Genomic DNA, 22682 nt, shown 5'->3' with positions numbered 1-22682 from the left:
GCCCCGGGCTTGCGCCCAAACGCCGCAGCCGGCCTGGATTGCCATATTCGCCTAACAATCTTTCGCAATCGCGATATTTTCTTTCCGCAGCCCTTGGCTATACCGCGCAATGCATAATATTATTGCGCGCATTGGGGGCTGGAAGGAAATTTCATGCAAAAGGTTAAACTCGACCATATCGACCGCAGAATCCTCTCCGATCTGCAGGCCGATGGCCGGATGACCAATGTTGAGTTGGCTGGACGGGTAGGAATATCCGCCCCGCCCTGCCTGCGCCGGGTAAGGGCGCTGGAGGAGGCTGGCTATATTCGCGGCTATCATGCCGAACTCAACCCCCAGGCGCTGGGCTATGGGGTGACGGTGTTTGCCATGGTGGGGCTGAGCAGCCAGGCCGAGCAGGATCTGGTGGCCTTCGAGCATACCGTGAGCAATTGGCCGCAGGTGCGCGAATGCCACATGCTGGCCGGCGAAAACGACTTCATCCTGAAAATCGTGGCGCGCGACTGGGATGCCTATCAAACCTTCCTGACCCGCGAACTCACCGCGCTGGCCAATGTGGCCCATGTGAAAACCGCATTGACCATCCGTTGCTCGAAAAACGAGCCCGGCGTGCCGGTGGACCTGGCGGCCGAAGAAGCCTGACGGCAAAAAAACACCGCTGACGGCAAAAAAACACCGGCCAGAATATCTGGCCGGCGCCGCAGACTCAGCGGTTCAGTTGGGCATGCTCGACGCGCACTCAACCTGCGCACCCGATACTCTGGATGCGCAGGCATTCCGGGATTTGGTATGCCGGGATCAGGTGTGCCGGGATCAGGTATGGATGTCGCGGTCGCGGGTGTCCTTCAGGAACAGGGCGCCTACCAGCAGGGTCATCACCGCCACCACGATGGGATACCACAGGCCGTTATAGATATTGCCGGTGGCAGCCACCATTGCCGTGGCCAGCAGCGGCAGCATGCCGCCGAACCAGCCATTGCCGATGTGATAGGGCAACGACATCGAGGTGTAACGGATATTCACCGGGAACATCTCGACCAGGAAGGCCGCGATCGGGCCATACACCATGGTGACATAGATCAGCATGATGAACAGGATCAGCAGGGTCATGCCCCAGTTGATCTTGGCCGGATCGGCGGATTTGGGATAGCCGGTGGAGGCCAGCACCGCATCGATCTGGCCGGCCACCTTGTTGGCCACCCAATTATCGAACGGGATCGTCTTATCGCCGATCTTCACCACCGCCGGCATGCCGGCAGGCGCATCGACGGTCCTGAACGACAGGCCCAGCTTGGTCAGGTAATCCTTCGCGCGGTCGCAATCGGTGAATTTCGACCACGGGCCCACGAAGATGTGGAAGTTACACTGATCAGACGGCGCAGTGACGGTGATTTCCGTGCGGCTCTGGAAGGCTTCCAGATCGGGATTGACGTAATGCGTCAGCGCGCTGAACAGCGGGAAATACGTCAAGGCCGCGAGCAGGCAGCCTGCCAGGATGATCTTCAATCGGCCGATCTTATCCGACAGTTTGCCGAACACCACGAAGAACGGCGTGCCCAGCAACAGCGAAATGGCGATCAACTGATAGGCCGTGAGATAATCCACCTTCAAGGTGATGGTGAGGAAGAACAGGGCATAGAACTGCCCAGTATACCACACCACGCCCTGGCCGGCGGTGGCGCCGATCAGCGCCAGGAACACGAACTTGTTGTTGGGATAGCGGAAAAAGCTGTCGCGGATCGGATGGTCGGAACCCCGGCCCTCAGCCTTCATGCGCTGGAAAACCGGCGATTCATTCAGCTTCATGCGGATGTAGACCGAGAATGCCAGCAATGCCAGCGATACCAGGAACGGCAGGCGCCAGCCCCATTCGGCAAACACCTTGGCATCGATCGAAACGCGGCAGGCGCCGATCACCGCCAACGACAGGAAGAAACCGAGCGTTGCCGTGGTCTGGATCCAGCTGGTGGCATAGCCGCGGCCATTCTGCGGCGCATGTTCGGCCACATAGGTGGCGGCGCCGCCATATTCACCGCCCAGCGCCAGGCCCTGCAGCAGGCGCAGGACCACCAGCAAGGCCGGCGCGGCCCAGCCGATGGTGGCAAAGGTGGGCAGCAGGCCAACCGCAAAAGTGGAGAAGCCCATCACCAGGATGGTGACCAGGAAGGTATATTTGCGCCCCACCAGGTCGCCGATATGGCCGAACACGATGGCGCCGAAGGGACGCACCAGAAAGCCTGCCGCATAGGTGGCAAAAGCCGAGAGCAGGGCCGCCGTTTCGTTGCCGGGCGGAAAGAACAGGCTGGCGAAAAACGGGGCCAAAGTGGCGTAAAGATAGAAATCGTACCATTCGAATACAGTGCCGAGCGATGAAGCGAAGATCACCTGCCGCTCTTCGGCGGGCGATACGATCATGCCGCCCTTGCCTGCTGTTGCTGATATTTCGGCCATAGCCTTGCCTTTCCCTATGTGCGGGCGCTCATGCCGCCCCGCATCTCCCTAGCGCCGGCCGATCCGTATGGATCGCCAGCATGGCTACAGCCATAGCGTCGAACCGCGTAAATTCTCCATATACGCGACAGCCTGCCGGATGAGACATAAGTCGAAAGATCGTCGGCGGGGCTTGCAGCCCGCACGGTTTGCCGCACTATCCGCGGTAATGGCATTTTTAGGCGGACGCACTGCCATGTTTATGCAGGTGGTGGATTTCCTTTACGGCTCGAACTGGAGCACCTCGGTGCGCGACAAGCCGTGGCTGAATGCGCGCGCCATCCTTTGGTGCACCTGCCTGATCGGCGCCTCCGGCCTGATCGCCCATGGCCTGGATGTGTGGCTCAATCTCAAGCATGTTTCGGTGATCTTCCTGCCGGCGGTGGTGATCTGCGCCGTGGTGTGGGGCATGCTGGCTTCGATCCTGGCGGTTTTGCTGACACTGGCAGCCACCAGTTTCTTCTTCTACGAGCCGGTGCCGAATTTCCGCGTGGACGACCCACGCGAATTCCTCGATCTGGTGATCTTCACCCTGGTGGGCATAGCGATGAGCCAGATGGCGGCCTTTGCGCGCCAACAGGCCATGGCGGCCCGCCGCCGTGCCGACGACATGGCCCGGCTGCAAAGCCTGAGCCGCAAACTGGCCGATGCCGCCGAGCCGCAGGCAATCGCCAATGCCATCGTGGAGCAGGCGCGGGGCAAAGCTTCGGCCAACCTGTATGAACCGCAGGCCGGACTGCTGGCGCTGGTGGCCTCGGAAGGGCCGGAGCGCCCGGCCATGGTTGAGGCTCAGCGCCATTGGGCCGGTTTCCTGCAAACCAAGGATGGGCGCAAACAAAGCCAGGGCGATGGCTGGAGCTTTCACCTGCTGCATATCGGCCAGCCGCTGAACCAGGGCGGCGAAGCGCTTGGCATGCTGGCCTTGCAGGATGATGCCGAGGCTCAGCCCGCCTTCCTGGCCGCTTTGCTGGATCAGGCGGCATCGGCCCTGCATCGCGGCCATCTGGCCGCCGCAATGGAAGACAGCCGCGTGGAACGCCGCACCAAGCGCCTGCGCGAAGCGGTGATCGATGCCATCAGCCACGACCTGCGCACGCCGCTGGCCGCCATCATGGGGGCCGCCTCCACCCTGGAAAGCTTCGGCACGCTTTGCGGCGAGGCCGAACGCGCCGAGTTGCTGGACAGCATCCGCGAACAATGCCTGCGGCTGGATTCAAACTTCGCCAAGCTGCTGGACCTGTCGCAGATCCGCGCCGGCGAATTATTGCCGAAATCCGAAAGCGTGGAACTGGCCGATCTGGTGCAGGCCGCCCTGCATCACGGCGCACATATGCTGCGGGCGCATCGCCTGGAAGTGGCGCTGCCGATGACCCTGCCGCTGCTGACGGTGGATAGCCTGATGCTGCAGCATGCGCTGGATAACCTGCTGGAAAATGCCGCCAAATATTCACCGCCGGGCAGCATCGTGCGGATCGGCGCGCATCAGGATGACGGCAGGGTGATTCTGGATGTGAGCGATCGCGGCATCGGGATCAATGCCGCCGATATGGAACGCATCTTCGAACCGTTTCACCGCGCCGAACATCCGCCCGATGGCGAAGCGATTGCGCCGCGCCCGCCCGGCAAGGGGCTTGGCCTGGCGATTGCCCGCGCCTTCGTGGAGGCCAATGGCGGCAGCCTGCAGGCAATCAGCGAAGGCGAAGGCCGGGGCGCGACCTTCCGCATCATATTGCCGGTCAGTGCGATTCATGGGAGCGAAGCATGAGCGAGACGCGCACCAGGATTCTGGTGGTGGACGACGAAGTGGCGATCCGGCGCTTCCTGCGCACCGGCCTGGGCGTGCATGGTTTTGCGGTGAGCGAGGCGGAAAGCGGCGCCACGGCCTTGCAGCAGGCCACCATCGTTCTGCCCGATCTGATCGTGCTGGATCTGCAACTCGGCGACATGGACGGGCTGGATGTGCTGGCCCGCCTGCGCGAATGGAGCAGCGTGCCGGTTTTCATCCTGTCGGTGCGGGCCCGCGAAACCGAGAAGGTGCGCGCTTTCGAACTCGGCGCCGACGATTATATCGTAAAGCCTTTCGGCATGGCGGAATTCGTAGCGCGGGTGAAATCCGCCTTGCGCCGCCGGCAGAATCTGCAAGAGGCAGAGCCGATGGTGACATTGGGCGATTTGAGCGTCGATCTGGCGCATCGCATCGTTACCATGCGGGGCCAGATGGTGAAGCTGTCGCCGATGGAATACAAATTATTGAGCCATCTGGCGCGCCATAGCGGCAAGGTGCTGACCCATGATCAACTGCTGCGCCATGGCTGGGGCGCCGAGCATGTGGGCGATGTGCATTATCTACGCATCTTCATGCGCAAGCTTCGCCGCAAGATCGAACCCGATCCCACCAGGCCGCGCTATATCGCCACCGAACTGGGCGTGGGCTATCGCCTGCTGAATGCCGAGCAGGAACTCACCCTGGTGACAGCCGAGGATTAGCCGGCGTTCAATCCAGGCCGGGTTTGCTGCTGCGCAGGCTTTTCACCGCGCCGCGCCTGGCCTTGCCATCCATGCGGCGCTGCTTGGAACCCTTGGTGGGCTTGGTGGGCCGGCGCGGCACCGGCGGCTTGGCGGCGGCGCGGATCAACGCAACCAGCCGCTCGATCGCCTCTGCCTTGTTGCGCTCCTGGCTGCGCTGGGTTTGCGCGGTAATCACCAAAACGCCGTCATTGGTCAGGCGCTGGCCGGCCAGCGGAATCAATCGCGCCTTCACGGCTTCCGGCAATGACGGCGAGTTGGCCACATCGAAGCGCAATTGCACGGCGCTGGACAGCTTGTTCACATTCTGCCCGCCCGGGCCCGAGGCTCGGATGAAGCTGAGTTGAATCTCGCTATCGGCGAGATGAATCGAGCGCGTCACCGTGATCATGGCGTCAAATTAGTCAGCGCAGCGTATGGGTGCAAGCGAAGTTCTGCTTTCGACCATGCCGTTTACCGCAAACGAACAAAAAAGGGCGATGCCGCTAACATTTGCCCATTTCGGCCATTCCGGTTTGCGATGCTGGAATCATCGGGTTATCCTCGCCACGCAAACATAAAACTTCATCGCCCAACTTCGGGCTTCAGGCCGGTTAGCCATAACCGGGTTGGATCGGCGTTTTTCGACTGCGTATTCATGAGGGGAGACCAGATATATGTCGGCAACCGAGGAATTTTCCGCAATCAATGCGGCCAAGGCAGATTTCAGCAGCATCTATGTGCAGCCTGATCCGCGCAGTTATTTTCGCACCCTGGGGGCATTGGGCTACAGCATTCCGCATCTGGCACGGCCGATCTTCGAACAATTGATCGAAGCCCGCCAGCGCGCCAAGGGCGGACCGATCACCGTGCTGGATCTCGGCTGTTCCTACGGCATCAATGCCGCCTTGATGAAATATCGCGTGAGTTACGATCAGCTTACCGAACGCTATGATAGCCTGGGCCACCAGCCGCTGGAGCCCGCGCAATTGCTGGAGATGGACCGGCATTACTACGCTTCCTGGCCGAAGCGCCGCGACATCACCGTGATCGGCCTGGATATCTCCGAACCCGCCATCCGCTATGCGCAAGGCTGCGGCATGCTGGATATCGGTTTTGCCGCCGACCTGGAGAATCAGGCGGTGCCGCCCGAAATGGCGGCCGCCCTGGCCAAGGTGGACTTGATCGTTTCCACCGGCTGCGTGGGATATGTGACGCAAAAGACCTTCGAGAAGCTGGCGCTTTGCGCAGCCGGAAACGCGGCAGGAATGGCGCCCTGGGTGGCCTCTTTCGTGCTGCGCATGTTCGATTACGGCGAGATCGCCGCCACCTTGCAGCAATATGGGCTGGTGACGGAGAAGTTCGAGGGCGCCAGCTTCGTGCAGCGCCGCTTCCGCGACGAGGAGGAAATGCGCGGCACGCTGGATGCCCTGGCGCAACGCGGCATCAGCCCCACCGCCAAGGAAGCCGAGGGGCTGTTCCATGCCGAACTCTTCTGCTCGCGCCCGGAAGCGGAAATCCGCCGCAGCCCAATCAACAAGCTGGTTTCGGTGAGCAGCGGCATGAACCGCAATTACGGCCGCCGGCCGCGCCTGAGCACGCCGCGCGCGGCAAGCAAGCCGAAATCCGCCAATGCCGGCAAAGCCATGCCGCGTCTGGGCCGCAACGCGGCCGAGTAGCGCCTAGAGCAGGGCTTTCAACATCAGATAGCTGCCCAGCAGCAGCAGGCCACCGAAGAAGGCGCGCCGGAAAGCCAGCGCGCCTATCCGGCTGCGCAAAGCCTGGCCCAGCAGCATACCGCCCAGAGCCGGCAGCAGGGCAAGCAGCGATGCGCCGGCCTGCGGCATGCGGAAATCGCCCTGCCAGAGCAAGGCGGCGGCCAGGGCCAGCGTGGATATCTGGAACGACAGGCCAAGCGCCTGCACCAAGTCATCCCGCTGTAAACGCAAGCCTTGCAGATAGGGCACCGCCGGCAGCACGAATACTCCGGTGAGGATGGTAACCGCGCCGGTGGACAGGCCCACCAACGGCCCGGCCCAGCCTTCCTGCCGCGCCGGCACAGCAAGCTGGATGGCCAGCAGCCCCAGGCCGGCATAAACGAACAACGCCAGGCCGAGCAGCGGCGTGGCCCAGGCTGCGCCGCCGAGCGGAAACCAGGCCGCCGCAAGCAGGGTGCCCACAACAATACCGGCCAGCATCGGCCAAAGCCTGCGGATGAGGCCACGCAGGTCGGGCCCGATCAGCAATTGCCACAAATTGGTGACCAGGTTGGGTATCAGCAGCAGCGCCGCCGCTTCCAGCGGGGCCAGCATCAACCCCAGCAACCCAACGGAAATGGTGGGCAGGCCGAGCCCGATCACGCCTTTCACGAAGCCTGCCAGCAGCAGCACGGCAAAAGCGAAAAACAGCAAAGCGGGCGTATCGAGCCCTGGAAAAACGGCAAGCATGCTGCCCCCCTTGAGACGATCAACATTCTATACCCGGCAGGCCGTGGCAATGCTTCGGTATTGACCAAAGCATTGCGGCCCAGGATATGCCCCCAAGATATCTCCGACAGATAGCAGCCCCGGCCCTTGGCATAGCGATTGCAACACCCCATCTGGATTCAGAATGGCCTTTGCCATCTGGTATCCCAGGGAGGATCACCATGCCCACCGCCTCGCCAGGATTCGTGCCTGGTGGTGTTTTCGACATTGCGCCAACGGCCAGCGGCGCATTGGACGGATTGCGCTTTGCGGTGAAGGATCTGATCGATGTGGCCGGTCGGGTTACCGGCGGCGGCAATCCCGATTGGGCCTCTTTGCGACCGCCGGTGGCCGATCACGCCCCCGTGGTTGCGCGCCTATTGGCAGCCGGTGCGCGATTGGTGGGCAAAACCATCACAGATGAGCTGGCTTTCAGCCTGGAAGGCGAGAATGCCCATTACGGTACGCCGCCCAATCCGCGTTGCCCCGGGCGGTTGCCCGGCGGCTCCTCCAGCGGCTCGGCTTCGGTGGTGGCGGCCGGCCTGGCGGATTTCGCGCTGGGCACCGATACCGGCGGGTCTGTGCGGGTGCCGGCCAGCTTTTGCGGTCTGTATGGCTATCGCCCCAGCCATGGCCGCATTCCGCTGGATGGCGTGCTTCCCTTCGCGCCGAGCTACGACACCGTGGGCCTGCTGGCGCCGGATGCCGCCATCCTAGCCGCCGCCGGCAGGCTGCTGCTGGGCAATGCAGGCATAACCGCAACACCGATCCGCCGCCTGTTTTGGGCCCAGGATGCCTATGCTTTGCTGCCGCCCGCGATTGCCGCCGCCCTGCCAAAATACGGCGAAGCCACAAGCGTGTATGAAGGCCAGGAAGCTGTGCTGCTGGAAGCCTATCGCGTGCTGCAAGGCGCAGACATAAAAGCTTCGCTGGGATCGTTGATCAGCAGCGTGCGGCCGCGTTTCGGCCCCGCCATCGCGCCGCGCTTTGCCGATGCGCTGGCGATCGGCGACGCACAGGCCGCCGAATATCGACCGCTGCGCCTGGCCTTTGCCGCCAGATTGCGGGCAATGCTGCCGCCGGGCACCGCCTTGCTGCTGCCCAGCGCACCGGGCCCCGCACTGACCCTGAACAGCCCGGCAGATGCCATCGCAGATTTCTATCGCAAGGCACTCACGCTCTGCTGTGTGGCAGGCCATGCCGGCCTGCCTGCCATCAGCCTGCCACTGGCCACCTGGCAGGATTGCCCGCTGGGGCTGAGCATCCTGGCGGGCCCGGGCCAGGACGAAGCCTTGTTGGATTTCGCCCTGCATGGATTTTAGCGCCCATCGAGCGCCCGGGCCCTGGAACCGCCCTGCTATCTCTCGATATCCTGGCCAAGGCCCCTATATAGGCTAACCACAGGTTCAAACGCAGAGGCAGGGCAGAGCGGCCATGGCTGATATTTCGATTCTCGATCTGGTGCGGGTGACCCAGGAAACCGATGCCGGCGGCGCTTTGCGCAACAGCCGCGACCTGGCAGCCCATGCCGAGGATTGGGGCTATCAGCGATTCTGGGTGGCCGAGCATCACAACATGGCCGGCATCGCATCCGCCGCCACCTCGGTGGTGATCGGCTATATCGCCGGCGGCACCAAGAAGATCCGTGTGGGCGCCGGCGGCATCATGCTGCCCAACCATGCACCGATGGTGATCGCCGAGCAATTCGGCACCCTGGCACGGCTTTATCCCGGCCGCATCGATCTGGGATTGGGCCGCGCACCCGGCACCGACCAGCTCACCCTGCGCGCCTTGCGCCGCGATCCTGAAAGCGCCGATCGGTTTCCGCAGGATGTGCTGGAATTGCAGGCCTTCCTGGCCCCGCCGCAGCCGGGCCAGCGCATCGCCGCCGTGCCCGCCGCCGGCACCAATGTGCCGTTATGGATTCTGGGGTCCAGCACGTTCGGCGCCATGCTGGCCGCCGAGCTGGGCCTGCCCTATGCCTTCGCTTCGCATTTCGCGCCGGGGCAATTGCTGGATGCGCTGGCGATCTATCGCGCCCGCTTCAAACCCTCGGAACAACTGGATCGGCCCCATGCCATGGCGGGCATCAACATCATCGCCGCCGACAGCGATGCGGAAGCCAGGCGGCTGGCCACCACGCAGCAGATTTCCATCACCAATATCTTCCGCGGCGCACGCGGCCTTAGCCATCCGCCCATCGACGATATCGAAAGCTTCTGGAGCCCGGCGGAAAAGGCCGAGGTGAAGCGCTGGCTGGCCCGCTCGGTGGTGGGCAATCCGGCAACCGTGCGCGATGGTATCAAGGCTTTCGTGGCGGAAACCGGCGTGGATGAATTGATGATCGTGTCTGACATCTACGACCATAAGGCCCGGCTACGGTCTTATGAATTGATCGCCGAGGCCCATGCCGGCCTGAGGGCAGCAGCCTGAAGGCGGCAGCATGAATCAGGCCAGCACCCCGCTTGTCGGCATAAAAATCCTCACGCTATAATCGGTCAGGCGCCAGATCGTATAACAGGCGCGTGGGAGAGAAGCGTGTCCGATCAGCCGATAAAATTACCGCCGCGCCCCAATAAAATTCCCTTCGCCGCCGACCTGCTGGCAGGCAATACCGTGCTGATTTCCGGCGCTGGCGGCGGGCTGGGCGGCGCCACCGCGCGGCTGGCCGGCAAACTGGGCGCACAGGTGGTGCTGGTGGGCCGCACCGAGGCCAAACTAGACGCCGTGCGCGCCGAAATCGAAGCCGCAGGCGGCAAGGCGGTTTGCCGCAGTGTGGATGTGCGCAATCGCACCGAGGTGGATACGCTTTATGCCTGGCTGAACGATACGCTGGGCCCGCCGGATATCCTGGTGAATTCCGCCGGCGGACAGTTTCCGCAAGCCGCCATCGATTATTCCGAAAAAGGCTGGAATGCCGTTATCAACACCAACCTGAACGGCACATTCCACATGATGCAGGCCGCAGCCCGGCTGTGGCGCGATACCAAACATCCCGGCTCGATCGTGAATGTGGTGGTAGAGCCGCGCGGCCTGCATGGCGTGGCGCATACCCTGGCGGCGCGCTCGGCGGTGATCGCGTTTTCCAATGCCGTATCGGTGGAATGGGGGCCGCTGGGCATCCGCGTCAATTGCGTGGCGCCCGGCCTGGTGCGCACCGATGGCTGGAAAGTCTATTCGCCGGAAGCCGTGGCCAGCTACATGCGCTGCAACCCGCTGATGGATGTGGGCAGCGCCGAGGAGATCGCCGAAGCCTGCATCTATGTTGCCAGCCCGGCCGCCAGCTACATGACCGGCGCGGTGATCACCATCGACGGCGGCTCGCAGCATTGGGGCGAAATCTGGACCACCGGCAAGCCGGACTATTTCCGCAATCCGTGAAGGCTTCCGAAACGGCCGCCGGCATGCTTCGATAGCGGCATGACATCGCGCCTGCTCTTCATCCCCTTCGCCGCCCGCTCGGAACTTGCCGGCAGTATCAGCCTGGCCAGCGCGCGCTATCGCGCCGCCCTGCCCGCCCAGGCGTTGAACGAAATGGGTATCGCTGCCGCGCTGGCCGATTACAGCGGCGTGCAACAATCCGGCCTGGCAGAAGCCGACTGCATCGTGATCATGCAGCCCAAGGAGCAGATGCTGGCGCCCAGCCAGGGCCGCGATTACTGGCCCAGGCTGTTCGATTTCATCGCGCGCCACCGCAAGGCTGGCAAACGCGTGGCTTTGGATGTATCGGACCTGAAAGTCGGCCCCGGCTATCGTGCGCATCTAGCGGCCCGCACAGGCGACCAGGCGGCAATAGCGGCGGAAGCTCTGTATCGCAGGCTTTGCCTGAGCGTTGATCTACTGGTGGCGCCCACGCCGGCTTTAGCCGATCTGCTGCGCGATGCATTGGGCCATGAAGCACCGAAGGTGATCGCCATTCCCGATCCGGTGGAAGTGGCGCGCCGGAAGCCGCGCTTCGCGCCCGGTGCCGTGCCGCGCCTGCTGTGGTTCGGCACGTTCGGCAGCCATGCCGATGCCTTGCGCAAGCTGCTGCACGACGATCTGGCAAAACTCGACCGGCCGCTAAATCTCCTGCTGCTCTGCGAGGCCTTGCCGGCGGATATCCTGCAAAGCCTGCAAACGCCGCAGATAAACCTGCGCGCGGAAAACTGGTCGTTGCCGGCGCTGGAAGCTGCATTGAACGATTGCGATGCCGTGCTGCTGCCGTTCAATGCCGAGGATGCGCTGGTGGCAGGCAAGAGCAACAACCGCGCCTTGCAAGCCTTGCAGGCCGGGCGGTATTTCCTGGCGCATGACATCGCCAGCTATCGGGATTTGGCCGCCTATGGGTATGTCGGCCCGCAACTAGGCCAAGCCCTGCTTGCAGCATTGCACGATCCCGCCGCCATCCCGCCGCGCATCGCCGCCGGCCAAACGATGATCGACGCGCATTACATGCCCGAGGCCGTGGCGCGGCTTTGGGCGGCGCTGCTTTAGCTGCTCAACACGCGCGTCACAGCTTTTTTCCAGCCGCCGAGCAAGGCTTCGCGCTGGCCGTTGGTCATGCGCGGTTCGAAGCGGCGCTCGCAGCGCCAGGCATAACCGACCGCATCCAGGCTGGCATAAACGCCGGTGGCAAGGCCGGCGAGATAGGCCGCGCCAAGCGCTGTGGTTTCGATCACCCTGGGGCGTTCGACCGGGATATTCAGCATGTCGGCCAGGAACTGGCAGAGCCAGTCATTCGCCACCATGCCGCCATCCACGCGCAGCGCCGTGGGAGAAGATGCGCCATCGGCGGCCATGGCATCGGTCAGATCGCGGGTTTGATAAGCGACGGCTTCCAGCATGGCGCGCGCGATATGCGCCGCCGATGAATCGAGCGTGAGGCCGAGGATGGCACCGCGCGCCTGCGCATCCCAATAGGGCGCACCGAGGCCGACGAAAGCCGGCACTACATAAACGCCATGGCCATCGGGCACGGATGCCGCAAGGGCGGCGGTTTCGGCCGCGTTGCTGACGATCTTGAGCTTATCGCGCAGCCACTTCACGCCGGCGCCGGCAATGAAAATCGAACCCTCCAGGGCATAGCTGGTTTTGCCATTCAGCCGATAGGCCACGGTGGTGAGCAAGCGATGCTGCGACTGCACGGCGCGCTCGCCGGTATTGACTAGGGCGAAACAGCCAGTGCCGTAGGTGCTTTTCATCATGCCGGGCTGGAAGCAGGCCTGGCCCACGGTTGCGGCCTGCTGGTCGCCGGCCATGCCGGTGATCGGAATCGACGCCCCGAGGATATCGGGCGCGAGCGCACCGAATTCGCCGCTGCAATCCAGCACACGCGGCAGGATGGCGCGCGGCACGCGGAACAGCCGGCAGAGTTCGTCATCCCAATCCTGGCGATGGATATCGAACAGCATGCTGCGCGAGGCATTGGTGGCGTCCGTCGCGTGCACCTGGCCAGCCGTCAGGCGATTGAGCAGAAAGCAATCGATGGTGCCGAAGCAAAGCTCGCCGCGCTCGGCCCGCGCCCGTGCGCCGGGCACATGATCGAGAATCCAGGCGATCTTGGTGGCAGAAAAATACGAATCGATCAGCAGGCCGGTCTTGCCCTGCACCAGTTCCGTCGCGCCAGCATCGCGCAAGGCCTTGCACAGATCGGCGGTGCGACGATCCTGCCACACGATGGCGCGATGGATCGGCTGGCCGCTGGCGCGTTCCCACACCACAGTGGTTTCGCGCTGATTGGTGATGCCGATGGCGGCGATATCCTGCGGTCGCAACTTGGCCGCCGCCAGAGCTTCACGCAAAACGGTCTGCACATCGCGCCAGATATCTTCCGGATCATGCTCCACCCAGCCATCGGCGGGGTAATGCTGCGGGAATTCGCGTTGTGCCAGGCCTTTGATATCGCCCTCGGCATCAAACACGATGGCGCGGCTGGATGTGGTGCCTTGATCTATGGCGATGACGTGACGCGCAGTCATTATGCTACACAGCCTTGCGGCTTCACCTTGCGCTCAACGCTGGCCGGGAATTTCGCCAGCTTCTCGGCCGGGCGAACCGGGCGGCGAAGCAACTCGCCGCCACAATTGGGGCAGCGGCCCGACAGCGTACCCGTGGCGCAATCGGCGCAGAAGGTGCATTCGAACGAACAGATCATCGCCGCCCGGCTATCGGGTGGCAGATCAGTGCCGCAGCATTCGCAGCAGGGGCGCAATTCCAGCATGGCATCCTCCCTTGATTGGGCGGATGCTAGCAAGGCGGCATAGCCGACGGAAGAGCTTACTGCTTCAGTCCGCCGGCCTTGAGTACGAAATCGGCCACTTCGGCCACGCCGTTCTGGGCCTTGAGATTGGAGAAGATGAAGGGCCGGGCGCCGCGCATCTTGCGGGCATCGCGGTCCATCACGTCCAGCGAGGCACCGACCAGCGGGGCAAGATCGATCTTGTTGATCACCAGCAGATCCGAGCGCGTGATACCCGGGCCGCCCTTGCGCGGAATCTTGTCGCCGGCCGAAACGTCGATCACATAGATGGTGATATCGGCGAGTTCCGGGCTGAACGTGGCGGCCAGATTATCGCCGCCGCTTTCCACGAAAATCACATCCAGGCCGGGAAACCGCTTTTGCATATCGGCCACGGCGGCAAGATTGATCGAAGCATCCTCGCGGATGGCGGTATGCGGGCAGCCGCCGGTTTCCACGCCCATGATGCGCTCGGGCACCAGGGCGCCGGCACGGGTGAGGAATTCGGCATCTTCCTTGGTGTAGATGTCGTTGGTAACGACGGCGATATTCCAGTCTTCGCGCATGTGGCGGCAGAGCCGTTCGACCAGGGCGGTCTTGCCCGAGCCGACCGGGCCGCCGATGCCTACGCGCAGGGGAGTTTTTTCGGTCATGAGCGGAACAGCCTCGTATATTGCGTTTCGTGACGCATGGAACACCAATCCACCATCGGCGCCGCCGTGGCAAGCCTTGCCATATCCTGTTCGAGCGCCCGCAGCACCAGGGCATCCACCAGGGGCGCCAAAGCCGCCAGCGCCTTCTGGCCATCGGTCTGGCCCAAAGGCACGATGCGCACGGCGGCCGAAATCAGATTAGCGGCGAAGGCATGCAGATAACCGCCGATCAGCGGCGCGATACTGATGCCATAGGCCGCGCCGGCCACACCCAGCGCAACCGGCAGGGCCACACCGCGATCCTGCCGGCGCGCGGCAAAATCCTCCAGCCATGGATGCGGCCAGGCGGCGCGCGTGATGGTGAGGAACGAGCCGCCCTGCTGGCTGCTTTCCAATGCGGTTTCCGCCGTGCCGCGCCAGGCAATGGCGAGATCGGCCAGCGTATCCAAGGCATCGGCATCTTCAGCCATTGCCGCCGCATGGGCCTCGCGCAGCAGCACGGCATCCACCCAGGCCGCGCCATGGGCGAGCAGATGTTGCAACCATGCGATCAATGTAATGCGGTCGCGGATCAACCCGGCTTCGATGGCATATTCCACGCCATGGCTGTAACTGAAAGCGCCGATCGGATAGGCCGGGCTGAGCCAGGCCAACAGGCGATACAGGCCGGCCTGGTCAATCATATTTGTGGGCATGCTTATGGTCGTGGGCATGGTCGCCATGCGCGTGACTATGCCCGCCACCATCATGCGCATGGCTATGCGCAACTCCATCGCCATGATCGTGATAATACGAGCCATGGCCATGGGGATGGCCGGGATCGTGATTATGCTGGCCATAGGCGCCGGCTTCGGGATCGAAGGCGGTTTCCACCTTGCGGACATCGGCACCGAGACCTTTCAGCATATCCACGATCACATGATCATCGCGGATCAGAATCCGCGTGGCCTCGATTTGCGCCGGCAGATGGCGGTTGCCCAGATGCCAGGCCAGACGGGCCAATTCGCCGGGCGAATGGGCGGTGATTTCGATCAGGGTTTCGGGCGCTGCGATCACTTCCACATAACCGCCATCATCCAGCTTCAACCCCTCGCCCTGGCGCAGCACGCGCGCCTCGGCCAGATCGAGCAGGAAATCCAACCCGCCATCGGCCTTCAGTCTTATGCGGCGGCGGAAACGGTCATGATGCGGCAGGGTGATGCTGTCACGTTTCTCCGCCTGCGGCCAACCACCTGCGGCAATCACCTGGTTTGCACGGATCATGGCTCAGAACAAAAAGTAGCGTTGCGCCATGGCCAATTCCTTGGCCGGTTCGCAGGTGAGCAGCTTGCCATCGGCCCGCACCTCGTAGGTTTCGGAATCTACCTCGATATGCGGCTGATAATTGTTATGCACCATATCCTGCTTGCGCACGGAGCGTGTATCGCTTACCCCCAACAGCGGGCGCGACAGGCCGAATTTGCTGGCGATATCCGATTGCAGCCCGGCTTCGGATACGAAGATCACGCTGGATTGCACCATGTTGCGGCCGAAGCTGGCAAACATCGGGCGGTAATGCACCGGCTGCGGCGTGGGGATCGAGGCATTGGGGTCGCCCATCGGGGCGGCGGCAATCGAGCCGGATTTCAGGATCATATCCGGCTTCACGCCGAAAAAGGCCGGCGACCAGATCACCAGATCGGCCAGCTTGCCCACTTCCACCGAACCGACATGCTTGGAAATGCCCTGGGCGAGCGCCACATTGATGGTGTATTTGGCGATATAGCGCTTGGCGCGCATATTGTCGTTGTCGCCAGACTCTTCGGGCAGCCGACCGCGCTGCTTTTTCATCTTGTCGGCGGTCTGCCAGGTGCGGATGATCACCTCGCCCACCCGGCCCATGGCCTGGCTATCCGACGACATCATGGAAAACGCGCCGAGATCGTGCAGCACATCTTCCGCCGCTATGGTCTCGCGCCGGATGCGGCTATCGGCGAAGGCCACGTCTTCCGGGATTTTCTGATCCAGATGGTGGCAGACCATCAGCATATCGAGATGCTCGTCCACGGTGTTGACCGTGTAGGGCATGGTGGGGTTGGTGGAACTGGGCAGCACATTCGGCATGCCCGCCACCTTGATGATATCGGGCGCATGGCCGCCGCCTGCACCCTCGGTGTGGAAAGCATGGATGGTGCGGCCCTTGAAGGCGGCGATGGTGTCTTCCACGAAACCCGACTCATTCAGTGTGTCGGTATGGATGGCCACCTGCACATCAAACCGCTCGGCTACGCTGAGGCAATTATCGATGGCAGCCGGCGTGGTGCCCCAATCCTCATGCAGCTTCATGCCGCAGGCGCCGGCCAGAATCTGCTCTTCCAGCGCGGCGGGCAGCGAGGCATTGCCCTTGGCGAAGAAACCGAGATTCATCGGAAACGCCTCGGCGGCCTGCAGCATGCGCATCAGATGCCAGGGGCCGGGCGTGCAGGTGGTGGCCGACGTGCCCGCCGCCGGGCCGGTGCCGCCACCCATCATGGTGGTGACGCCGGAATACAGCGCTTCCTCGATCTGCTGCGGCGCGATGAAATGGATATGCGCATCGATGCCGCCGGCAGTGATGATCTTGCCCTCGCCGGCAATCGCCTCGGTGCCGGGGCCGATCACGATATCGACGCCGGGCTGTATATCGGGATTGCCGGCCTTGCCGATGGCATGGATGCGGCCATTCTTCAGGCCGATATCGGCCTTCACGATGCCCCAATGATCCAGGATCAGTGCATTGGTGATGACGGTATCGACGGCACCTTCGGCATTGGTGCGCTGGCTCTGGCCCATGCCGTCGCGGATCACCTTGCCGCCGCCGAATTTCACTTCCTCGCCATAAAGCGGCACATTTGCCGAATAGCCATCGGCGCGCGGTTTTCCGGCGGCCACCGGCGGCGTGGCGGTGAAATCCTTTTCCACCTCGATGAATAATTCGGTATCGGCCAGGCGCACCTTGTCGCCCACCGTGGGGCCATACATGCCGGCATAGGCCGAACGGGAAATGCGGTTGACCATGGCTTATGCCTCCGCCTTCAAGCTGCCCTGCACTTCGCCGCGAAACCCGAACACCGCGCGCGCGCCGGCAAACGCCACCAATTGCACGGAGCGGGTCTGGCCCGGCTCGAACCGCACGGCGGTGCCGGCAGGGATATCCAGCCGGCAGCCATAGGCCTTGGCACGGTCGAATTTCAGCGCCGGATTGGTCTCGAAAAAATGATAATGGCTGCCCACCTGGATCGGCCTGTCGCCGGTATTGGCGATATCCAGCGTAACGGTGGGGCGGCCGGCATTCAGTTCGATATCGCCGGGCGGCGTGATGACTTCACCCGGAATGAAGGCACTAGGGATCATGATGCTGCCTCCCTTAGCGGATCGGATGATGCACGGTCACCAGCTTGGTGCCGTCAGGGAAGGTGGCTTCCACCTGGATTTCATGGATCATCTCGGCAATGCCGGGCATCACCTGCTCGCGGGTGATCACCTTGGCCCCTGCCTGCATCAGATCGGCAACGCTGCGGCCATCGCGCGCACCTTCCACCACGTAATCGGTGATCAGGGCCACGGCCTCGGGATGGTTGAGCTTGATACCGCGCTCCAGCCTGCGCCGTGCCACGATGGCCGCCATGGCCACCAGCAGCTTATCTTTCTCGCGGGGCGTGAGATTCATGCGCCCTGGCCTCCCGGTTGCTCGAAACTAGACGGTAAGATAGCCGCGAACCGCCTCGCTATCCATAGCCTCCGCGCCGCCCGACACCACCACCTCGCCGCGCTGCAACAGCACGAAACTATCGGCAAGCGCCCGGGCGAAGTCGAAATACTGCTCCACCAGCACGATGGCCATGGTGCCGCGATTGGCCAATTCGCGGATCACCCGGCCGATATCCTTGATGATGGAGGGCTGGATGCCCTCGGTGGGTTCGTCAAGCAGCAACAGCCGCGGCCGGGTGACCAAGGCCCGCCCGATCGCAAGCTGCTGCTGCTGACCCCCCGAAAGATCGCCGCCCCGCCGGTTGCGCATTTCATGCAAAATCGGAAACAGGGCAAAGATTTCGTCGTCGATACGCTTGTCGGCCCGCTTGAGCGGCGCCATGCCGGTTTCGAGATTTTCCTGCACCGTGAGGCGCGGAAAAATCTCACGGCCCTGGGGCACCATGGCAATGCCGCGCCGGGCCCGCTCATGGGGCTTCAGCTTGGCGATATCCTCGCCTTCCCAGATGATGCTGCCTGAACGCACCGGCTGCAGCCCCACCAGGGCACGCATCAGCGAGGTTTTGCCCACGCCATTGCGGCCCAGCACGCAGGTGATCTTGCCGGCTTCGGCCTTGATGCCTGCATCGCGCAAGGCATGGCTGGCGCCGTAATACAGATTGATGCCGTTGGCTTCGAGCATGGCCTAGCGCCCCAGATAGACTTCGATCACACGTTGATCGTTTTGCACTTGATCCAGGCTGCCTTCGGCCAGCACACGGCCTTCATGCAGCACAGTGACCCGCGCGCCCAGATCGCGCACGAATTCCATGTCATGCTCCACCACCACCAAGGTGCGCTGGCCCACCAGTTGCAAAATCAACTGCGCGGTGGCGGCGGTTTCGGCGTCGGTCATACCGGCCACCGGCTCGTCCAGCAGGATCAACTGCGTGTCCTGTACCAGCAGCATGCCGATTTCCAGCCATTGCTTCTGGCCATGGCTGAGGCTGCCGGCCAGATCGGTGACGCGGCCGCGCAGGCCCACGGTATTCAACGCCCAGGAAATCCGATCCAGCGCCTCGCCATTCAGCCGGCCGAACAACGTGTGCCAGGCCCCGCGCGCGCTTTTCAACGCCAGTTCGAAATTCTCGAACACCGTGAGATTCTCGAACACCGTGGGTTTCTGGAATTTGCGCCCGATGCCCAGATTGGCGATGGCGGTTTCATCCAGCTTGGTAAGGTCGATACGGCCGGCAAACATCACTTCGCCCTGATCGGGCCGGGTTTTGCCGGTGATGATATCCATCATGGTGGTCTTGCCGGCGCCGTTGGGACCGATCACCGTGCGCAATTCGCCCGGCGCCACAATCAGCGACAGGTTGTTGATCGCCTTGAACCCATCGAAAGCGACGCTGACGCCATCGAGATAGAGTTGGCTATCGGATACCCGGGGCTTCTCGGCGATGGTGGGATCCAGGCCGGCCTGCAATTCCTCCTGCATGGCTATTCTCCCCCCGCAGAACCCGGCGCGGGTTTTTTGTCGGCCTCGGCAAAGGCCGCACGCTGGGCCAGCTTGGCCTTCACCTGCCCCACCATGCCCACCACACCCTTGGGGAATAGCAGGGTGGACGCGATGAACAGCGCGCCCAGCACGAACAGCCACAATTCCGGCGCCGCGCCGGTGAGCCAGGTTTTCACCAGATTGATCAACACGCCGCCCAGCATGGCGCCATAAAGCGTGCCGCGCCCGCCCACCGCCACCCAGATGGCGATCTCGATGGAATTGGCCGGCGAGAATTCGCCCGGATTGATGATGCCCACCTGCGGCACATAGAGCGCACCGGCAATGCCGGCCAGCACCGCAGAAAGCGTGAAGGCGAACAGCTTGGCATTGGTGACCGAATAGCCGAAGAAACGCACCCGGCTTTCGGCATCGCGCACCGCCAGCAATACGCGGCCCAGCTTGGACAGCGTGACAAAGCGGCAGAGCAGGAAACACAGGCCCATCGCCACCACGGACGCGATATAGAGCCCGATCCGGGTATCGGGCGACTGCACCGGAAAGCCCAGGATTTCCTTGAAATCGGTAAGGCCGTTATTGCCGCCGAAACCCATATCGTTGCGGAAGAAGGCCAGCATCAGCGCGAAGGTGAGCGCCTGGGTGACGATGGAGATGTAAACCCCGGTGACGCGGGATCGGAAGGCGAACCAGCCCAGCACCAGCGCCAGGATGCCCGGCGCCAGCACCACCATCAGCATGGCAAACGGGAAGCTGTCGAAGCCATACCAATACCAGGGCAGTTCCTTCCAGTTCAGGAACACCATGAAATCGGGCAATTCGGCATTGCCATAAACGCCGCGACTGCCGATCTGCCGCATGAGATACATGCCCATGGCATAGCCGCCCAGCGCGAAGAAAGCGCCGTGGCCCAGGCTGAGAATGCCGGCATAGCCCCAAACCAGATCCAGGCTGAGCGCCAGGATGGCATAGCAGGCATATTTGCCAAGCAGCGGGATCAGGTAATCCGGCAGATGGATTGCGCTGGTCTTGCCGGGCAGCAGGTTGAGCAGCGGCACCAGCACGATCAGGATGAAGCCGACGGCAAGGAACACCGCCCAGCCACGGCGATCGAGCAGCGGCGCCGGCTTGGCGAGAGGAAGCAGATCGTCACGCACGCCTATTCTCCTTAAGCATCGGCCGAACGGCCCTTGGCGGCGAACAGGCCGCGCGGCCGCTTCTGGATGAACAGGATGATTGCCACCAGCACCACAACCTTGCCCAGCACGGCACCGGCCACCGGCTCGAGAATCTTGTTGATCACGCCCAGCGACATGGCCCCCACCAGAGTGCCCATCAGGCTGCCCACGCCGCCGAACACCACCACCAGGAAGCTATCCACGATGTAGATTGTACCGAGATTGGGCGACACATTGCCGATCTGGCTGAGCGCCACACCGCCCATGCCCGCAATGCCGGAACCGAGCGCGAAGGTGAGCGCATCCACCCGCGCCGTGGGAATGCCCATCACGCTGGCCATGGCGCGGTTCTGGGTGACGGCACGCATATGCAAACCGAATTCCGTGCGGCGCAGGATCAGCGCGATCAGGCCCAGCACCAGGAAGCAGAACACGATGATGATCAGACGGTTCCAGGTGATATCGAAGCCGCCGATCAATTCGAAGGAGCCGGTCATCCAACTGGGATTGGCCACTTCCTTGTTGGGCGCGCCGAACACGCTGCGCACCGCCTGCTGCAACATCAGGCTGATACCCCAGGTGGCCAGCATGGTTTCCAGCGGACGGCCATAGAGGAAGCGGATCACGCCGCGCTCGATGCCCACGCCCACGGTTGCGGCCACCAGGAAAGCCACCGGCAGCGCCGCCACCAGATAAAGATCGAACAGGTTGGGCGGCAGGAAGGCACGGAAGATTTCCTGCACCACATAGGTGCTGTAGGCGCCCAGCATGATCATTTCGCCATGGGCCATGTTGATCACGCCCATCACGCCGAAGGTGATGGCCAGACCGATGGCGGCCAGCAACAGAACCGAACCCAGGCTGATGCCCTGGAACAGGTTGGCCACCCAGCCGATCACGGACAGCTTGCGCTGCACGGATTTCAGCCCGGCCTCGAGCGCGGCCTTCACATCGGCATCCTGCTCCTGCGCCAAACGCCCCTGCAGCAGCGAACGCACCTGCAGATCGGTGGCGCCAGACAAGGTATCCACCGCGGCGATCTTGCGATTCTTGTCGGTAGCGGGATCGGCCAGATCGGCGGCGGCCAGCGCGCGGCCCATGGTCGCCTTGGCGGCGGCATTGGTTTCCTTCGGCCAGATCTCTCGCAACAATGCCACCGCATCGGGCGTGGCATTGCCGAGCAAGGCGCGGGCGGCATCGCGGCGCAGGCCGGCATCGGGGCTGAGCAGGCCCAGGCGGGCCACGGATTCGCGCAGCGCGATGCGCAGATTGTTGTTCACCACCACGGGATCGAGTTCGGCATTGCTGGCATTGCCGGCTGATTCCAGGGTGGTAGCCAGCAGCAGGCTCTGCTCGTTACCGCTGCGTTCGGCGATCACCACGGCACCATCCGTCTTGCGCGTGAACAGGCGGCCATCGGCCAGTGCGCGCAACACCGGCACGGCGCGCGGGTCGCTCAAGCCCGTGAGATATTCAATCGCCTTGCCCTTGGCGGCAAAGCTATCGGCGATCAGGCCATTCACGGCGGCGGCGAAATCGGCCGGCGTATCATCCTTGGCTTCAGCGGAAACCCCAGCGGCGGCCAGTTCGGCCTTCACGCTATCGTCCAATGCAATGGCCTCGATATCGGCGGCCTTCAGCATATCTTCAACATCGCCGGTGGCGGCGTTGGTGATCACGAAATCATCGCCATCCGGCTCGGCGATCACCACCGCATCATCGGACAGGCGTTTATAGAGTTTGCCCTGCATCAGGGCGGCAAGCGCGGCTTTGGCCTTGTCGTCGTCGCTGGCAGCCAGCGCGGTTGCAGCGGCCTTGGGGTCCGAGCCGATCAGGCCCGACAACGCATCTGCCAAGGATTGTGCGCGGGACGATGCCGGGTTCGCCAAGGCGGCAAAAAGCACAAATCCCAGAACAAGCAAATAGCGGGTAAGCAAATGGCGA

23 protein-coding genes are annotated in these 22682 nt (G+C 63.0%); 8 read left to right on the top strand and 15 right to left on the bottom strand.

Features of this window, described 5'->3' with window-relative positions:
- Positions 1-153: 153 nt before the first annotated feature.
- Complete coding sequence (locus tag KF827_RS13130) at positions 154-642, top strand: Lrp/AsnC family transcriptional regulator (RefSeq protein WP_291006219.1); 489 nt, start codon at positions 154-156, stop codon at positions 640-642.
- A gap of 171 nt (positions 643-813) precedes the next feature.
- Here KF827_RS13130 and KF827_RS13125 read toward each other — a convergent pair whose 3' ends face one another.
- Positions 814-2451 (bottom strand): MFS transporter, encoded by a 1638-nt coding sequence (locus KF827_RS13125; protein ID WP_291006216.1) that lies wholly within the window; start codon positions 2449-2451, stop codon positions 814-816.
- A gap of 235 nt (positions 2452-2686) precedes the next feature.
- On the opposite strand from KF827_RS13125, the gene KF827_RS13120 reads away from it, so the two are divergent.
- Together KF827_RS13120 and KF827_RS13115 are read left to right on the top strand one after the other, a co-directional pair.
- On the top strand, positions 2687-4255 hold the full coding sequence (locus tag KF827_RS13120) for an ATP-binding protein (protein ID WP_291006213.1): 1569 nt from the start codon (positions 2687-2689) through the stop codon (positions 4253-4255).
- Positions 4252-4977, top strand: coding sequence for a response regulator (locus KF827_RS13115; protein ID WP_291006210.1), 726 nt, complete (start codon positions 4252-4254; stop codon positions 4975-4977). Before KF827_RS13120 ends, KF827_RS13115 begins: the two co-directional genes overlap by 4 nt.
- A gap of 7 nt (positions 4978-4984) precedes the next feature.
- On the opposite strand, the gene arfB is transcribed toward KF827_RS13115, so the two are convergent.
- On the bottom strand, positions 4985-5407 hold the full coding sequence (gene arfB, locus KF827_RS13110; protein ID WP_291006207.1) for an alternative ribosome rescue aminoacyl-tRNA hydrolase ArfB: 423 nt from the start codon (positions 5405-5407) through the stop codon (positions 4985-4987).
- Between the two features lie 265 nt (positions 5408-5672).
- On the opposite strand from arfB, the gene KF827_RS13105 reads away from it, so the two are divergent.
- Positions 5673-6674, top strand: coding sequence for a class I SAM-dependent methyltransferase (locus KF827_RS13105; protein WP_291006204.1), 1002 nt, complete (start codon positions 5673-5675; stop codon positions 6672-6674).
- A gap of 3 nt (positions 6675-6677) precedes the next feature.
- Here KF827_RS13105 and KF827_RS13100 read toward each other — a convergent pair whose 3' ends face one another.
- The gene (locus KF827_RS13100; RefSeq protein WP_291006201.1) at positions 6678-7442 is read right to left on the bottom strand and encodes a sulfite exporter TauE/SafE family protein; all 765 of its coding nucleotides are present in this window, start codon (positions 7440-7442) and stop codon (positions 6678-6680) included.
- Positions 7443-7642: 200 nt separating this feature from the next.
- On the opposite strand from KF827_RS13100, the gene KF827_RS13095 reads away from it, so the two are divergent.
- The 4 genes from KF827_RS13095 to KF827_RS13080 all read left to right on the top strand — a co-directional run bounded on the left by KF827_RS13095 (position 7643) and on the right by KF827_RS13080 (position 11936).
- On the top strand, positions 7643-8782 hold the full coding sequence (locus KF827_RS13095) for an amidase (RefSeq protein ID WP_291006198.1): 1140 nt from the start codon (positions 7643-7645) through the stop codon (positions 8780-8782).
- Between the two features lie 112 nt (positions 8783-8894).
- Positions 8895-9893 carry an LLM class flavin-dependent oxidoreductase gene (locus KF827_RS13090; protein ID WP_291006195.1) on the top strand — a complete coding sequence of 333 codons (999 nt, stop codon included), beginning with the start codon at positions 8895-8897 and terminating at the stop codon, positions 9891-9893.
- 105 nt (positions 9894-9998) lie between these two features.
- A complete protein-coding gene (locus KF827_RS13085; RefSeq protein ID WP_291006192.1) occupies positions 9999-10841 on the top strand; it encodes an SDR family oxidoreductase in 843 nt (280 codons plus the stop codon).
- Positions 10842-10880: 39 nt separating this feature from the next.
- Positions 10881-11936 carry a hypothetical protein gene (locus KF827_RS13080; protein WP_291006189.1) on the top strand — a complete coding sequence of 352 codons (1056 nt, stop codon included), beginning with the start codon at positions 10881-10883 and terminating at the stop codon, positions 11934-11936.
- Here the strand turns inward: KF827_RS13080 and glpK are convergent.
- From glpK to urtB, 12 genes are read right to left on the bottom strand one after another with little or no spacing between them, the layout of a single operon-like run.
- Positions 11933-13420: a glycerol kinase GlpK gene (gene glpK / locus KF827_RS13075; RefSeq protein ID WP_291006186.1), complete on the bottom strand. Its 1488-nt coding sequence runs from the start codon at positions 13418-13420 to the stop codon at positions 11933-11935. The genes KF827_RS13080 and glpK overlap by 4 nt on opposite strands.
- Positions 13420-13662, bottom strand: a complete 243-nt coding sequence (locus KF827_RS13070) for a DUF1272 domain-containing protein (protein ID WP_291006182.1) — start codon at positions 13660-13662, stop codon at positions 13420-13422. Before KF827_RS13070 ends, glpK begins: the two co-directional genes overlap by 1 nt.
- A 56-nt stretch (positions 13663-13718) precedes the next feature.
- Complete coding sequence (ureG, locus tag KF827_RS13065) at positions 13719-14333, bottom strand: urease accessory protein UreG (RefSeq protein WP_291006179.1); 615 nt, start codon at positions 14331-14333, stop codon at positions 13719-13721.
- On the bottom strand, positions 14330-15016 hold the full coding sequence (locus tag KF827_RS13060) for an urease accessory protein UreF (RefSeq protein WP_291006176.1): 687 nt from the start codon (positions 15014-15016) through the stop codon (positions 14330-14332). The genes ureG and KF827_RS13060 overlap by 4 nt, the downstream gene beginning before the upstream one ends.
- Positions 15009-15596 carry an urease accessory protein UreE gene (locus tag KF827_RS13055; RefSeq protein WP_291006173.1) on the bottom strand — a complete coding sequence of 196 codons (588 nt, stop codon included), beginning with the start codon at positions 15594-15596 and terminating at the stop codon, positions 15009-15011. Before KF827_RS13055 ends, KF827_RS13060 begins: the two co-directional genes overlap by 8 nt.
- A gap of 3 nt (positions 15597-15599) precedes the next feature.
- Positions 15600-17369 carry an urease subunit alpha gene (gene ureC / locus KF827_RS13050; RefSeq protein ID WP_291006171.1) on the bottom strand — a complete coding sequence of 590 codons (1770 nt, stop codon included), beginning with the start codon at positions 17367-17369 and terminating at the stop codon, positions 15600-15602.
- Positions 17370-17372: 3 nt separating this feature from the next.
- Positions 17373-17705 carry an urease subunit beta gene (locus KF827_RS13045; RefSeq protein WP_291006168.1) on the bottom strand — a complete coding sequence of 111 codons (333 nt, stop codon included), beginning with the start codon at positions 17703-17705 and terminating at the stop codon, positions 17373-17375.
- Positions 17706-17718: 13 nt separating this feature from the next.
- On the bottom strand, positions 17719-18021 hold the full coding sequence (locus KF827_RS13040) for an urease subunit gamma (RefSeq protein ID WP_291006165.1): 303 nt from the start codon (positions 18019-18021) through the stop codon (positions 17719-17721).
- Positions 18022-18048: 27 nt separating this feature from the next.
- Complete coding sequence (gene urtE / locus KF827_RS13035) at positions 18049-18744, bottom strand: urea ABC transporter ATP-binding subunit UrtE (protein WP_291006162.1); 696 nt, start codon at positions 18742-18744, stop codon at positions 18049-18051.
- A 3-nt stretch (positions 18745-18747) separates the two neighbouring features.
- Positions 18748-19542 carry an urea ABC transporter ATP-binding protein UrtD gene (urtD, locus tag KF827_RS13030; RefSeq protein ID WP_291006159.1) on the bottom strand — a complete coding sequence of 265 codons (795 nt, stop codon included), beginning with the start codon at positions 19540-19542 and terminating at the stop codon, positions 18748-18750.
- A 2-nt stretch (positions 19543-19544) separates the two neighbouring features.
- Positions 19545-20678, bottom strand: coding sequence for an urea ABC transporter permease subunit UrtC (urtC, locus tag KF827_RS13025; RefSeq protein WP_291006257.1), 1134 nt, complete (start codon positions 20676-20678; stop codon positions 19545-19547).
- Between the two features lie 50 nt (positions 20679-20728).
- Positions 20729-22582: an urea ABC transporter permease subunit UrtB gene (urtB, locus tag KF827_RS13020; RefSeq protein ID WP_291006154.1), complete on the bottom strand. Its 1854-nt coding sequence runs from the start codon at positions 22580-22582 to the stop codon at positions 20729-20731.
- Between the last annotated feature and the right edge of the window lie 100 nt (positions 22583-22682).

The sequence above is a fragment of the Ferrovibrio sp. genome (assembly GCF_019636075.1).
Classification (GTDB): domain Bacteria; phylum Pseudomonadota; class Alphaproteobacteria; order Ferrovibrionales; family Ferrovibrionaceae; genus Ferrovibrio.
This window is presented reverse-complemented; position numbering and strand designations above follow the sequence as displayed.

What these genes read in the sequence shown, in the direction of transcription:
- KF827_RS13130 (WP_291006219.1), top strand. Translation starts at nt 154, where the DNA reads ATGCAAAAGGTTAAACTCGACCATATCGACCGCAGAATCCTCTCCGAT.
- KF827_RS13125 (WP_291006216.1), bottom strand. Translation starts at nt 2,451, where the DNA reads ATGGCCGAAATATCAGCAACAGCAGGCAAGGGCGGCATGATCGTATCG.
- KF827_RS13120 (WP_291006213.1), top strand. Translation starts at nt 2,687, where the DNA reads ATGTTTATGCAGGTGGTGGATTTCCTTTACGGCTCGAACTGGAGCACC.
- KF827_RS13115 (WP_291006210.1), top strand. Translation starts at nt 4,252, where the DNA reads ATGAGCGAGACGCGCACCAGGATTCTGGTGGTGGACGACGAAGTGGCG.
- arfB (WP_291006207.1), bottom strand. Translation starts at nt 5,407, where the DNA reads ATGATCACGGTGACGCGCTCGATTCATCTCGCCGATAGCGAGATTCAA.
- KF827_RS13105 (WP_291006204.1), top strand. Translation starts at nt 5,673, where the DNA reads ATGTCGGCAACCGAGGAATTTTCCGCAATCAATGCGGCCAAGGCAGAT.
- KF827_RS13100 (WP_291006201.1), bottom strand. Translation starts at nt 7,442, where the DNA reads ATGCTTGCCGTTTTTCCAGGGCTCGATACGCCCGCTTTGCTGTTTTTC.
- KF827_RS13095 (WP_291006198.1), top strand. Translation starts at nt 7,643, where the DNA reads ATGCCCACCGCCTCGCCAGGATTCGTGCCTGGTGGTGTTTTCGACATT.
- KF827_RS13090 (WP_291006195.1), top strand. Translation starts at nt 8,895, where the DNA reads ATGGCTGATATTTCGATTCTCGATCTGGTGCGGGTGACCCAGGAAACC.
- KF827_RS13080 (WP_291006189.1), top strand. Translation starts at nt 10,881, where the DNA reads ATGACATCGCGCCTGCTCTTCATCCCCTTCGCCGCCCGCTCGGAACTT.
- glpK (WP_291006186.1), bottom strand. Translation starts at nt 13,420, where the DNA reads ATGACTGCGCGTCACGTCATCGCCATAGATCAAGGCACCACATCCAGC.
- KF827_RS13070 (WP_291006182.1), bottom strand. Translation starts at nt 13,662, where the DNA reads ATGCTGGAATTGCGCCCCTGCTGCGAATGCTGCGGCACTGATCTGCCA.
- ureG (WP_291006179.1), bottom strand. Translation starts at nt 14,333, where the DNA reads ATGACCGAAAAAACTCCCCTGCGCGTAGGCATCGGCGGCCCGGTCGGC.
- KF827_RS13060 (WP_291006176.1), bottom strand. Translation starts at nt 15,016, where the DNA reads ATGATTGACCAGGCCGGCCTGTATCGCCTGTTGGCCTGGCTCAGCCCG.
- KF827_RS13055 (WP_291006173.1), bottom strand. Translation starts at nt 15,596, where the DNA reads ATGATCCGTGCAAACCAGGTGATTGCCGCAGGTGGTTGGCCGCAGGCG.
- ureC (WP_291006171.1), bottom strand. Translation starts at nt 17,369, where the DNA reads ATGGTCAACCGCATTTCCCGTTCGGCCTATGCCGGCATGTATGGCCCC.
- KF827_RS13045 (WP_291006168.1), bottom strand. Translation starts at nt 17,705, where the DNA reads ATGATCCCTAGTGCCTTCATTCCGGGTGAAGTCATCACGCCGCCCGGC.
- KF827_RS13040 (WP_291006165.1), bottom strand. Translation starts at nt 18,021, where the DNA reads ATGAATCTCACGCCCCGCGAGAAAGATAAGCTGCTGGTGGCCATGGCG.
- urtE (WP_291006162.1), bottom strand. Translation starts at nt 18,744, where the DNA reads ATGCTCGAAGCCAACGGCATCAATCTGTATTACGGCGCCAGCCATGCC.
- urtD (WP_291006159.1), bottom strand. Translation starts at nt 19,542, where the DNA reads ATGCAGGAGGAATTGCAGGCCGGCCTGGATCCCACCATCGCCGAGAAG.